Raw genomic sequence first — 13,902 nt, forward strand, 5'->3', positions numbered from 1 at the left:
CTTTTTCTTATTTTTTCGCTGCATCAATTGCTTCAAACAGCTGATTTACAATCTCATCTCCCAGGTCATCGCGAACCATTTCGTAAACCGGCTCTGCCTTTTCGCGAAGTTCGGCCAGCACAGAATCATCCAGTGTGATAATCTGGCATCCCGCATCTTCACAGGTCTTTTTGTAGCTCTTAATGCTCTCATCGGCCTTGGAGTTGCCGTACTTGGTTGCAGCTGCCGCACACTCATCAACCAGGGTCTTCACATTGTCCGGAAGGCTTCCATACAGGTCCTTATTCATATAGAAGGTAATGATATGACCCAAATGGTTCGTCTCAACCACATACTTCTGAACCTCCTGCACGTTGTTGCCGACAATGTTCATGTACGGGTTCTCCTGACCGTCGATCGTACCCTGCTGCAGACCCATGAATACTTCCGTGAACTGCATCGGAGTTGCCGCTGCGCCCAGTGCATTCCAGTATGCAATGTGGTACTTATTGGTCATAACACGGATCTTCTGACCCTTTAAGTCTGCTAACGTATGCGTTTCTTTGTTGGTCGTCAACTCACGGAATCCTGCGTCGGAATAGCCCAGCATCTGAATGCCGCCTGCGTTGCAGTACTTGTTCATAACATTTACAAAATCGCCCCGCAGTACCGCACGCATCTGTGCAGTATTGTCGAACAGGTTCGGCATGTCAAATACTGCAAACTGCGGAATAAAATCTACCAGATCCGTTGTCATTCCAGTTCCGATATCAATGGAACCGCCGATAACGGCCTCCGTAAACTCGGTGGTATTTCCTAACTGGCCACCAGGATAAATATCCACGCTGATCTTGCCGCCGGATTTTTCCTTGATCAGTTCTGCAAATTTGTCAACCATCATGTAGTTGATGGACGTGTCTGCTACCGTCATGGCTGCAGTCCAGTGATACTCTCCGTCAATATCAGCCGGGTCCACTGCGGTAATCTCATCCGCCAATGTTGCCTCATCCACAACCGTCTCTCTCACGGTATCCACTGCTGCAAGAAGCTGGTCAACGATTTCATTGCCCAGATCCTCACGGACCATATCGTATACAACAGATGCTTTCTCACGAAGTTCTGCCAGTACGGAATCATCCAGGGTGATGATCTCGCATCCTGCATCTTCACAGGTCTTCTTATACTCCGCGATGCTCTCGTCTGCACGGTCATTGCCATACTCGGTTGCTGCCTTTGCACAGGCATCTACCAGACTTCTTACGTTGTCCGGCAGACCATTGTAAAGATCAGAGTTCATATAGAACGTAATGATATGACCAAGATGATTGGTCTCTACCACATACTTCTGAACCTCCTGCACGTTGTTGCCGACAATGTTCATGTACGGATTTTCCTGTCCGTCGATCGTACCCTGCTGCAGACCCATGAATACTTCCGTAAACTGCATCGGAGTCGCTGCTGCGCCCAGTGCATTCCAGTACGCAATGTGGTACTTATTGGTCATAACACGGATCTTCTGACCCTTTAAATCTGCCAGGGAATGGGTTTCCTTATTGGTTGTCAGGACACGGAATCCTGCATCGGAGTAACCGAGCATCTGGATACCGCCTGCATTGCAGTACTTGTTGATGACATCTACAAAATCGCTCTGCAGCACTGCACGCATCTGTGCGGTGTTGTCAAACAGGTTCGGCATATCAAATACCGCAAACTGCGGGATAAAGTCTACCAGGTCAGTCGTCATTCCGGTTCCGATGTCGATGGAACCACCGATAACTGCCTCTGTGAACTCCGTGGTATTTCCAAGCTGTCCGCCCGGATAGATATCCACACTGATCTTGCCGCCGGACTTCTCTTTCACCAGTTCTGCGAACTTATCCACCATCATATAGTTGATGGACGTGTCTGCTACCGTCATGGCTGCAGTCCAGTGATACTCGCCATCGATTTCAGACGGATCCAGTGCCGGGATATCCGCACCGTAATTACTGCTGTCTGTGCTGCCCGCTCCTGCGCTGCCGCTCTTGTTTGCTGCGACCACCTTCGTCTCCTCACCGGAAAGCAGGCCCGGAAGTCCCATGGAAATCTGCGGGATATAGGTGATCAGTCCCAGCGAAACGAGGAACGCCGCGATATATGGCATGCAGGCTTTCGCCAGCTTTAGCATCGGGATCTTCGTCATACCGGAAGCAACGAACAGGTTGATGCCCATCGGCGGGGTTACCATACCGATTGCCAGGTTACAGGTCATGATGATACCAAAGTGAACCGGATCGATGCCTGCTGCCGTTGCGATCGGAACCATGATCGGGGTTAAGATCATGATGTTCGGAATGTTGTCAATGATCATGCCGCATACCAGCATGATCAGATTCATGATCAGCAGGATCACAATCTTGTTATCCGAAATCGCCAGTACCGACTCACTGATCGTCTGCGGGTAACGCAGCAGGGTCAGGCACTTTGCAAAAGCAGAAGCTGCTGCAATTACAAACAGGATGTTAACATAGGTTTTCGCACCCTCCATGAACACCTTGCCGATGTTGCGGAACGTAATGGTCTTATAAACAAAAATACATACAAATAATCCGTAAAAGACACTGATGACAGCAGACTCCGTCGGGCTGCAGACACCGGAATAAATGGTACCCAGAATGATGACCGGAGTCATCAGGGCGAAAAAGCTTTCTTTTAACAGCGGCCAGAAACCTTTTGCACGGATTTCCTTATAGCTCTTTAAAAGTTTTTCTTTATCTTCTCCGTGCTTTTTGCAGTAATAGAAGCTGTACAGCATCAGCGCAAAACCGATCAAGAGTCCTGGGAAGATACCTGCAATGAACAGCTTGGACGGTGATGCATTCGCTGCCGCTGCATATACAATATACGAAATACTTGGCGGAATGATTACGCCCAGACCACCCGCTACTGTTACGATCGAGGTAGCAAAGACCATATCGTATCCCATCTCAACAAGGAATGGAATCGTCATGGCACCAACTGCAGATACCGTTGCCGGTGAAGAACCGGAAATTGCTGCGTAAAACATACAGGTTACGATGACTGCGCACGGGAAACCGGCGGTCTTGTTGCCGATGAAATATCCGAAAAAGTTAAACAACTTTTCAGAAATACCACCCTGTGCCATGATCATACCAGACACCATGAACAGTGGCACAGCAAGCAGGGTAAAACTGTTCAAACCAGCAAACATACCACGTGCTACATCGCCTGCTGCATATGCAAAACTTGGATTTAAAAGATTTGGAAGCATCGCCATGAGTCCAAATACACCACCTACCGGCAATGCTACCACCAGCAGGATCGCCAGAATCAGGAAAAATAAACCAATTGCCATTTATTTGTCCTCCTTTTCATCGGTCTTGTTGGTCAGCACCCGGTAGATCAGCTGAATGTAACGCACAATTCCAAGTGCGATTCCGAATGCCATCGCACTGTAAATATTGGCGATCGGGATTCCCAGTGCCGGACTTGCCTGATTTACCTGCGCCGCATTGCTGATGATCTCAAATGTTCCCTTTAAAAGCCAGCACAGAAATACGACCATAACCACATCGCAGATCAGTCCGAGAATCTTCTGTGCAGACTTCGGAATCATAGTGGTAAATGTATCTACCTTGATGCTGACTCCCAGACGTACCGCACACGGCAATGCAAAAAAGGCAGACAGTGCAAGGCAGTAACAGCATACCTCATCCGACCAGCTCAGTGCATTGTGAAAACAATAGCGCATGATAACATTTGCAAACGACAGGCAGCTCATAACAACCAACATCACTGCCAGGATCATGAGCTCAAAATTCTTTTCGAGCCACTTGATTTGTTTCATAATAGCCACTCCTTGTAGTAAGTTTTGCGCAGACGATCCGGCGTCCCGAATTGTCGCATTGTTTCAAAAAGCTTTTTGTTTTTCCTGTGTTTTTATTATATCTGTGGTATAATCAGAAGTAAAATTATATTGTTTTCTATTGGTAAGAAGTTTTATTTCTTACCATTTCATTGTTTTTCACAAAAACAATGTTCTGTTTTTCTTTTTCAACAAATGTTTTTGATCATTTTTACCAACAGGAGGGTTTTATGGACTTTCGACAGCTGGAATATATTGTCGCGATTGCTGAAAATAAGAGCATCTCAAAGGCCGCAGAATCGTTATTTATTTCCCAGTCTGGTTTAAACCAGCAGCTGATCAAGCTGGAAAAGGAACTGGGACTTCAGCTTTTTGACCGGAACAAGCATTTTCTGCGTCCGACCAAAGCAGGCGAGATTTATGTAAAAAATGCGATTGAAATTTTAAAGATCAAGCGAAACACCTATACAGAACTTGGAGACTTAAAAAAAGAAGCCACAGGAGAAATCAACCTGGGGCTTACTCATGAACATGGAATCGATTTGTTTACATCCGTTTTTACTTCCTTCAACCAGCGCTATCCAGGCATTTCTTTTTCCCTGACGGAGGCAATCGTGGCGAAACAGAATGAACTGCTTTTGTCCGGTCAGCTGGACCTGGGACTGGTCATGCTGCGGGAATCCGAACGGATCAACCTGGAATATATCACACTCTTTTCGGAAGAACTGATCCTTGGTGTTCCGAAAAATCATCCGGAAGCGGCACGCGCCAATGCATTTGGCACGCCGCTTGCCACAACGGAATTAACCCGTTTTTGGAACAGCAAATTTTCCCTGATCTTCAGTGCCTCCACCATGCGCCAGCTGATTGATCCGCTGTTCCAGGAAGCCGGTTATAAACCAACGATCCTCATCGAAACCGCCATGAACCATGCACTGATCCAGCTGGTAAGCAAGGGCTTCTGCTGTACCATCGTTCCCTATTCCAGAATGCTGAACAGCCCTTACAGTGCAGACTGCGCCTGGTTCAAACTGCCTGGTCGTCCAAGCTGGCAGGTATGCTTCGCCCGCAGAAAAGACACAAGCCTAAGCGAAGCACACCGGTATCTGATCCGGCTGGCAAAGCGCTATGGAGAAACTTTAAAGAAACGCTTCATCTGATCCGGAAACGCTTTTTTGTTTTACCCCGGAGTCATCATTTCCATCTTACCCCAGGATCATCGCCCAAACCGGAATTGTCACAAGGGAAAGCAGGGTGGATACCACAATACATTTTGTTGCGAAGGTATAATCACAGCCATACTTTGCTGCCAGAATCGCAGAAGTACTTCCCGCCGGCATTCCGGTGATCAGGAGGCAGACCCCGGTCAGGAACGGATCAATGCCCGCCAGGCGGCAGCCAACCAGTACCATAGCCGGAAGAATGACCAGACGCAGCGCAGACATGAACAAGGTATTGCTGTCTAACATGCTCTTTAAGGACATGCCAGAGAACATCATACCGATCAGCACCATGGTCATCGCCGTGGTACAGCCGCCTGCGGAGCGCACACCCTTATCCAAAGCACCCAGAAGCACCTTCACCAGATCCGGAAGTACCGGGATTCCACAATTTAAAACTGCCTGATATGCCTCATTCAGTGGTGCCTGAAAGATCATCAGACCCAGGCCGATATACACTGCCACAATACACGGATGAACGACCAGTTTTTTCACCACGCTCTTCATATCCGGGCTCTCGGTAAAGCAGGCAATACCGGCGGACCACATCATGACACGCATTGGAATGATAAAAATAGATGCATACATCATGCCTTCTGCGCCATAGATTCCCTGTGCGATCGGCAGCCCCAGAAATCCAGAGTTGGAAACGATCGTGCAGTACTGCATAACACGTTTTACTTCCTTGGGTTTATGGTTATAAAGCACTTTGCTGAGGATATAGCACACCAGCTGTACCAACAGAGAAATAGCCAGGACCACGGCAAATTTTCTTAAAATTTCCAGATTAAATTCCATCCGGAAGGAATTGATGATATTACAAGGCAGAAAGAAATACAAAACGAGATCGGTCAGGATTGCCTTTGCATCATCCTTTAAAATGCCTGTACTTTTTAAAATTGCCCCGGCAGCCACCAGAAGAAACATCATGACCTGCAGGGTCCATAAATTACTGATATCCATTTTCTTTTTTGTCTCCCCTTGCTGTAATTTTGTTCTTGTTCAAACATACCTGCGCTAAACAGCGCGTCATAGTACACGTATATATACCCAGAAACAACCAATATCCACAAATAGGGCCGGTCAACAAGTGACCGGCCTCCATTCGAAGTCTGAATCTTGCAGTTTTCAGGCTGCTGTTCGTGTATGCAGAAACAGCGGCCATTCTGAACTTATTCTGTTAAAAATAATTACTTCATCTGCATGCCGACACGGATCATACGGAAAGTTCTGTCTGCTGCATTTGCGTAAAGCTCTTCTGCACGCTCCAGAGCCTCTTCAATGTCCATAGCGCCGTTGATGGTCGGAACAATGCTCTCCACGCCAAACTCGTAAATTTTCTCTGCTCCGTTGCCCATACCGCCTACGATTGCAACAGCCGGAACACCTTTTGCCTTGCAGCGCATACCAACACCGCTCGGTACCTTACCGAATGCAGACTGCCAGTCGATACGTCCCTCACCGGTTACAACCAGGTCGGTACCCTCTAACAGACCATCGAAATCGATCAGATCCAGCACGGTCTCGATACCGGACTTTAAGTTTGCCTTTAAGTAACCGCACAGAGCTGCGCCAAGTCCGCCTGCAGCACCTGCACCTGCCTGGTTCTCTACGTCCATACCCTTATCGCGCATCACTGCTGCATAATTCTTCATGCCTGCTTCCAGACGATCCAGGATTTCCGGAGTACCGCCCTTCTGCTTACCGAAGGTATAGGTTGCGCCATCCGGTCCGGTTAACGGGTTGTTTACATCACACATAACGGTGATCTCTGCCTCAGCTACTGCCGGATGAAGACCGCTCATATCGATGTCTGCTACTTTTTCCAGGTCGGAACCAACGCCAGTCAGCTCGTTTCCGTCCGCATCCAGGAAGCGAACGCCCAGTGCACGCATAGCACCCATACCACCATCGTTGGTCGCACTGCCGCCGATTGCGATGGAAAGCTTACGGTAACCGTTGTCCAGAGCGTCTTTAATCAGCTCGCCGGTACCATAGGTTGTGGTATTTAACGGGTTTCTCTTATCGGTTGGAACCATCGGAAGACCGGAAGCTGCTGCCATCTCGATGATAGCGGAATCGCCGTGGAATACACCGTAGGAAGCCTCAGTCTCCTCCATGAGCGGGCCGTGTACTTTCACCTTGCGGTAATCACCTTTGGTTACAGCGATAACTGCATCTACGGTACCCTCACCGCCATCTGCGATCGGCACGCCTACTGTCTCACAGCCCGGGAATACACGCTGTGCAGACTCATTTAACAGTTTGATGATCTGGTCAGAAGATAATGTTCCTTTGAAGGAATCGGAAGCAAACAGTAATTTCATAAATCCTCCTTATATAAATGGAATTGATGATATGGTTGGTTTTATTATAACAGAAAATGGACCGGCATTCCAGAAGAATCGCCGGTCCATCGTCAATGCCGTAATTGGTATTCAGTTAGAAATTAAAGCAGACCAGCCTTGGTCATCTCAGCTTTGATCTTGTCTAATACCGGTCCCTCCGGAGTAGCCAGGTTCGGGGTATACGGAAGACCGATGTTACGGCCGCGTAAGTTAGCCATATCCTTTGCTGCTACCGGGAAGCTTGCGCCGTCCATGGACAGACGTACCGGGTTTAATTTGAACTGAGCCTCAAGAGAACCCTGAAGATCGCCTGCAACGTACTTGTTGTATACGTCAGTGATCAGTTCCGGCATGAAGTTTGCTGCGGTACATACACCACCAACTGCGCCGTGGCACATGGAAGCGTAAAGCAGGGTATCTTTTCCGCCGAATACCTTGAAGTCAACGTCTCTGTTTCTGCGGATGAACTCAGAAGTCTGGGTGATATCACCGCTGGTATCCTTCATACCTACGATGTTCGGAACTTCATGAGCCAGTCTCTCAACCAGGTTTGCAGACAGGGTGTAGCCTACACGTCCCGGGTTGTTGTACAGCAGTACCGGAGTCTCCGGAATAGCGTCAGCGATTGCTTTGAAGTGAGTAAACAGCTCGGTCTCAGTTGGCTTTAAGAACATTGGCTGCAGAACAGAAACGCTTGCTGCGCCGTTTGCTACTGCCATCTTTGCAAGACGGATGCACTTCTTGGTGCTGATTGCACCGATACCGAAGTATACCGGAACACGTCCAGCTGCCTGATCTACAACGATCTTTAAGCCTCTCTCCATCTCGTCTTCTTCTACTACGTAGAACTCGCCGTTGCTGCCGAATAACAGGATTCCGCTAACGCCGCCATCGATTACGTAATCAACCTGGCTGCGGATTGCAGCTTCGTCGATCAGCTCATCTTTGTCGATCGGGGTGATCATCGGGACAACTACGCCCTTAATAAACTCTGTATTCATACCTATCTCCTTCCAGCGTTCTGAATTGACGCCTTATCTGACACACTGCTGCCCACGAACCCGTAAGCAGCAGTGCATGATGACTTTATTTTAAATTATTTTATCTGGTAAAGCTTATTATTTAACGATGCTGGTACCAGAAATCTTCTCGTAGTACTTAACGATGCTGGAGTGATCCTCTTTGTCGCATCCCTCAGATCTTAAGAACTGCATGATCTCCATCATCTCAGCGGTTAACGGAGCCGGAGAGCTGATTGCATGAGCTGCGTTCAGAGCGTTGTTCAGGTCTTTGATGTGAAGCTCGATACGGAAGCCCGGCTTGTAGTTGCCAGCCAGCATCATCGGAGCCTTAGCATCCATAACGGTAGAACCAGCCAGACCACCGCGGATTGCCTGGTATACTAACTCAGGATCGGTGCCAGCTTTCTTAGCGAAGGTCAGAGCCTCAGCTACAGCTGCGATGTTGATAGCTACTACCATCTGGTTAGCCAGCTTAGCTACGTTACCGGAACCAAGGTCACCAACGTAAACTACGGAACCAGCCATAACCATCAGCATGTCATAGTACTTGTCGAACAGCTCTTTCTTACCGCCGCACATAACGGAAAGGGTACCGTCGATTGCCTTCGGCTCACCACCGGATACCGGGCAGTCAAGCATATCAATGCCGTGCTTAGCCAGCTCAGCACCGATTGCCTTGCTCTCAGTTGGGTCGATGGAGCTCATGTCGATAACAACAAGACCCTCTTTAGCGCCCTCAACAACACCGTTCTCGCCCAGAATTGCTGCTCTTACGTGCGGGGAGTTCGGAACCATGGTGATAACAACGTCAACCTGGGATGCCAGGTCCTTGTTGCTCTCAGCTGCGGTTGCGCCGCAGGATACCAGGTCTGCTACAGCTTCTTTATTGAAATCGAAAACAACCAGCTCGTGACCTGCTTTAACCAGGTTCTTTGCCATCGGTCTTCCCATGATACCTAATCCGATAAATCCAATTTTCATTTTGAATTCCTCTCTTTCTTAAATAAAAAAGTAAAACATCATTTGGTTTCCCTGACAGGATTCGTGCTTTCGCATTTCTTTCTGTCAGCTTATGTCTGAATTATAATCAAACCGGTTCCGCCAAACAATAGGCAGAATATCCAAATCCGAATTCAAAAATGAGGCAAATGTGATATTTTTTCATTTTTATTGCATTATCATTTCTCTTGATTTCATTTTTATTTCTTTTTAGGTTCATAAATGCTTTCTTGCAAAGATTTTCTTGTCAGAGCGAGGTTTTTTCTCACTTTGCAGCATTGATCCGGTTCCCTTCTATTTTACGTCTTTCTTCCTATTTATAAATTCCTTTCATGATGTCTGCAAGTTCCATGGGATCTGTTGTCTGGCGCATCTTTGCCATGCGTTCATCATCGAACTTACGAAGTCTCCTGGCATTTTCCAATACTTCTTTCAGATATTTTCGTGGAAATTTTACCGCACCGCTTTCATCCATATGGACAACTTCCAGAGGTGCCACATCCATACCGCACATGCTCACCGGAACATTCACGGCTTCAATCGCCGCTGTTCCGTGCCCCGCTACCGTACCAGGGAACATACACTGGACTTTCATCGGACGCATCTCGTCAATATCTCTCGCCGGAGCATCCCCGATGACGCCTACCACACCAAGCTGTTTGAAGGCGGTCATCATATTACCTCCGATCAGGGCATTCCGGGATTTCATTTTTTCTGAGAAATTTTCTTTCAAAAGAAGAATGACCGGTCCCTCTGCTTCTGCGATTCCCAGCAGAATATCCTTAAATTCCAGACGTTTGAATGCCGGATCTACCATGCCATACACGGCGGTTACCGCATATCCACACCGTGCTCCCAATTCCGGATAAAGGCATCTTAAGTGGTTGTCCGTATACCAGTTTGCCTGCTGTGGATTGTATAAGCCCAGGCAGGAATTCATAGCCGGATAGGTTGCCACCACATTTGTGATTGTCGGCGTATCAAACGCCTCCAGTTCTTTCATGATTTTGATTTCTTCTTCCACAGTCAGCTTTTCCCGTTCCATCTTCTATTCCCCTTTCGAAATCAAACACAAATTATGCTGCAGCTTTTTCTGCTTTCGCTTTCTTGTAAGTACCATATGCAGTATAAGCAACAGCGATCACGGTACAAATCAGGAAGAATGCTGCAATTGGAGACTGGATGATCGGCAGGAAACTTCCATCGGTCTTCATCAGAGATCTTCTTAAATAGGTCTCCAGTGAAGGGGCAAGAATGAATCCAACAACCAGCGGAGCCAGCGGATATTTATGTTTCTTTAAAATGTAACCAAGTACACCAAACAGTACCATGATGAAGATATCCAGTACGTTGTTGTTTGCGCAGTAGGAACCTACGAAGCAGCATACGATAACAACCGGAAGAAGCAGGGTAGACGGAATGGACAGCATCTTGGTAAACAGCGGAAGCCCAAAGTACTCAATTAAGAAGAATGCAATATTCGCAACGATAAAGGTTGCAAGGATTGCATATACCAATGCACCACTCGTCTTAAACAGAAGCGGTCCCGGAACCACGTCATGCATCTGGAAACCAGCCAGAATGACAGAAGTTGCATTATCGCCAGGGATACCAAGCGTCAGCAGAATGATGATTGCACCACCGACGGTTGCGTTATTTGCGGTCTCAGATGCTACGACGCCATCTACAACACCAGTACCGAATTTTTCTGGATATTTAGATGTTTTCTTTGCATAAGAATATGCCATCAGGTTACTTACATTTCCGCCCAGACCTGGAAGAATACCAATAACAAGTCCGATCAGTGCACATGGGATCGCAGTCTTTAAGTGGAAAAAGAATTCTTTGACCGAAATACCAAAGCCTTTCACTTTCTTCTGAACAACCATCTCATCTGCTGCACCACCTGCAGCAACATCTGCAGTATCTTTCTTGTTCTTTGCAGTCATCATGATCTGGGATACTGCGAACAGTCCGATCAGAACCGGTACCAGGCTGAAGCCGTTTGCCAGCTTGTTAATACCAAAGGTATAACGGTAGTAAGAGCTTAAGCTGTCTGTACCAACAAAGCCGAGGGCGATACCCATAAGGCAGGACAACAGGCCTTTTGTCATACTTCCCTCAGACAGGGCAGATACCGTAGTCAAAGCAAACAGGATGATTGCAAAATAGTCGTAAGAACTGAACTTTAATGCTACACGCGCAATGTATGGTCCGACAAAGGATAATACCAGTGCGCCAAAAATACCACCAATGAAGGAAAAAAGCACCGCTGTTCCCAGCGCTTTCTTTGCCTCGCCCTTCTGAGCCATCGGATAACCATCAAAACAGGTTGCAATAGAAGACGGGGTTCCCGGGATTCCAAGTAAGATTGCGGAAATCAGACCGCCGGAACATCCGCCTACGTAAACTGCCATCAGGAAAGAAATACCATTTACCGGCTCCATTCCGAATGTAAATGGAAGCATGATCGCCAATGCGGTAAACGCAGATAATCCAGGCAGCGCACCGATAACCAGTCCACCAAATACACCGCCAATGATTAGTGCCAGTGTAACCGGATTCATAATTGACACAAATCCTTGTAATAACTCCATGACTGCTCCTCCTCTAGTAGAATAATGTGCCCTCTGGGAGCTTGATGCTGAAGACATTCCAGAATACAGTATTTAAGAATACCGGAACGATAACAGCTACCAGTACCAGAATGATCATTTTCTTCTTGTCTTTTACTTCGTCTTTTCTCATCAGTACGACGCCTTCAAAGAGCAGATATAAAATAGATGTAAGAGTGAAGCCGATGCCGAGTACCAGAAGATAGTATGCAAACAGCGCAACGGTCGTCAGGATAAACGGTTTATTCAGCTTTTTCTCTTCTTTTTCTTCTTTTACTCCGGCTGCCTTCATCTGTTTGAGTTCACCCAGCGCACTTACAAACTGCATCAGAGACAGGATTCCGATCAGGATCGCTACTGCTCTCGGGAAAAATCTGGAACCGAGAATATCTGATGTAGTTGCCGGGATCCAGTAGGATCCTACGAAAATAAATACGCCAAACAGGAAGAATACTACAGATGAGCAGACATCATTGTGCTTTTCTTTCATGGTTCTCCTCCTAAATCACCGAACATGCGCTGCATGTTCTTACTATACCTACCTCATAGCAAACTGGATGCACCATAAGCTGCTTCCCGATCTGCAATGAAAGAATAAGAGGGGCAATATCGTTTCTATCGCCCCTCCCTCATTTTAATTACGGATTACTGCTGAGCCAGGAACGCATCCTTGTACGGAAGAAGTCCGTTCTCATACATGCCGTTTGCAAAATCCTGAGCCTCTTTGCCCTTCATGAAGTTTACAGTCAGGTAGTAACCTTCTACGGTAGAAACGAACTCTGGATCCTCGCAAACCTTCTCGATTACATCTGCAAGAGCATCTACAGTCTCATCCGGAACGTCAGGACTGGTACCAACCCAGAAGAACTTGCTGAAATCAAGGTCAGCTAAACCGTAATCAGATGCCATTGGAACATCCGGAAGCAGTTCGTTCTTCTCAGAACCTAACAGACACAGCGGAATGAACTCGCCGGTGCTGAAGTAATCGGTTGCCAGTGCGTAAGAAATGTTGATCACGTCGGTCTGCTCACCAAGCAGTGCAGTCATCTTTGCTGCGTTGTTTCCAACATCTACGAATTTCAGGCCTGCATTCCACTCTTTGTTCATAGCGATGCCGCAGATCTGGTTGGAAGCACCGATCTTTCCGCCATACTCAATGCTGTCCGGAGCTGCCTGGGATGCTTTGAGTAAATCCTCAAGGGTATTCCAGCCGGAGTTCTTGTTTACTGCAAGTACGGTGGTGTTATCGATTAACGGGATTGCAACGGTCTTGAAACTGTCAATGTTGATCTCGGAGCTGCCCTGCATATACGGTACGAACATATCGGTTCCGTTTACAACCAGGGTATTTCCGTCTGGTTTTGCGTCTAAGCACTCCTGCATGCCCATTACGGTTGCACCGCCGTCTACGTTCTTGACAACAACGTTAACGCCTGCATATTTCTGCATGTACTGAGCAAGAAGACGGGTGTTTCTATCGGTATCACCGCCTGCCTTAACCGGGCAGATCAGGGTGATGGTATCTTTGAATTCATAGTCGGATGCTGCTGCCTCAGATCCTGCCTCAGAAGCTTCCTCAGCTTTGGTCTCTGCTGCTGCCTCGGTGCTCTCTGCTGCCGGTGCTGCAGTGGTCTCTGCTGCTTTCTGGGAAGAACCACAGCCAGCCAGCATGGATGCTGCCATTGCTGTTCCAAGTACTACGCTTGCGATTTTCTTTTTCATAACATTACCTCCATTGGTATAATTTCTGTAAAAACAGATATCTTTTTTTGCGATTTCTGTTCTTTTTCCCTTACACGTGCCATTATACTGTTGCGGTTTTGTCAAAACAATCGGCAAAGATACGAAAAACCT

Annotated in this window: 11 protein-coding genes; 1 reads left to right on the forward strand and 10 read right to left on the reverse strand. The window is 47.4% G+C overall.

The window, feature by feature from the left end:
• Positions 1–7: 7 nt before the first annotated feature.
• Both dctP and DXB18_RS05950 read right to left on the reverse strand, forming a co-directional pair.
• Complete coding sequence (gene dctP / locus DXB18_RS16850; protein WP_347560857.1) at positions 8–3,334, reverse strand: TRAP transporter substrate-binding protein DctP; 3,327 nt, start codon at positions 3,332–3,334, stop codon at positions 8–10.
• A complete protein-coding gene (locus DXB18_RS05950; protein ID WP_118706544.1) occupies positions 3,335–3,826 on the reverse strand; it encodes a TRAP transporter small permease in 492 nt (163 codons plus the stop codon). It abuts the gene before it with no gap.
• A gap of 248 nt (positions 3,827–4,074) precedes the next feature.
• Between DXB18_RS05950 and DXB18_RS05955 the strand changes: the two genes are divergently transcribed.
• Complete coding sequence (locus tag DXB18_RS05955; RefSeq protein ID WP_118706546.1) at positions 4,075–5,004, forward strand: LysR family transcriptional regulator; 930 nt, start codon at positions 4,075–4,077, stop codon at positions 5,002–5,004.
• A gap of 45 nt (positions 5,005–5,049) precedes the next feature.
• On the opposite strand, the gene DXB18_RS05960 is transcribed toward DXB18_RS05955, so the two are convergent.
• The 8 genes from DXB18_RS05960 to DXB18_RS05995 form a co-directional block, all read right to left on the reverse strand.
• On the reverse strand, positions 5,050–6,027 hold the full coding sequence (locus DXB18_RS05960) for an AEC family transporter (protein WP_118540197.1): 978 nt from the start codon (positions 6,025–6,027) through the stop codon (positions 5,050–5,052).
• A gap of 227 nt (positions 6,028–6,254) precedes the next feature.
• Positions 6,255–7,391: a glycerate kinase gene (locus DXB18_RS05965; RefSeq protein ID WP_118540198.1), complete on the reverse strand. Its 1,137-nt coding sequence runs from the start codon at positions 7,389–7,391 to the stop codon at positions 6,255–6,257.
• 122 nt (positions 7,392–7,513) lie between these two features.
• Complete coding sequence (locus DXB18_RS05970) at positions 7,514–8,413, reverse strand: dihydrodipicolinate synthase family protein (RefSeq protein ID WP_118540199.1); 900 nt, start codon at positions 8,411–8,413, stop codon at positions 7,514–7,516.
• Positions 8,414–8,530: 117 nt separating this feature from the next.
• Entirely contained in the window at positions 8,531–9,415 is an 885-nt protein-coding gene (gene garR / locus DXB18_RS05975; RefSeq protein WP_118540200.1) for a 2-hydroxy-3-oxopropionate reductase, read from the reverse strand.
• Between the two features lie 331 nt (positions 9,416–9,746).
• Positions 9,747–10,478 carry an RraA family protein gene (locus tag DXB18_RS05980; RefSeq protein ID WP_243103209.1) on the reverse strand — a complete coding sequence of 244 codons (732 nt, stop codon included), beginning with the start codon at positions 10,476–10,478 and terminating at the stop codon, positions 9,747–9,749.
• A 31-nt stretch (positions 10,479–10,509) separates the two neighbouring features.
• Positions 10,510–12,030, reverse strand: a complete 1,521-nt coding sequence (locus DXB18_RS05985) for a tripartite tricarboxylate transporter permease (protein WP_118540201.1) — start codon at positions 12,028–12,030, stop codon at positions 10,510–10,512.
• Positions 12,031–12,043: 13 nt separating this feature from the next.
• A complete protein-coding gene (locus DXB18_RS05990) occupies positions 12,044–12,538 on the reverse strand; it encodes a tripartite tricarboxylate transporter TctB family protein (RefSeq protein ID WP_118706548.1) in 495 nt (164 codons plus the stop codon).
• A gap of 155 nt (positions 12,539–12,693) precedes the next feature.
• Positions 12,694–13,770: a tripartite tricarboxylate transporter substrate binding protein gene (locus tag DXB18_RS05995; RefSeq protein ID WP_147355225.1), complete on the reverse strand. Its 1,077-nt coding sequence runs from the start codon at positions 13,768–13,770 to the stop codon at positions 12,694–12,696.
• Between the last annotated feature and the right edge of the window lie 132 nt (positions 13,771–13,902).

The sequence above is a fragment of the Clostridium sp. OM02-18AC genome (assembly GCF_003481825.1).
Taxonomy (GTDB): domain Bacteria; phylum Bacillota; class Clostridia; order Lachnospirales; family Lachnospiraceae; genus Brotaphodocola.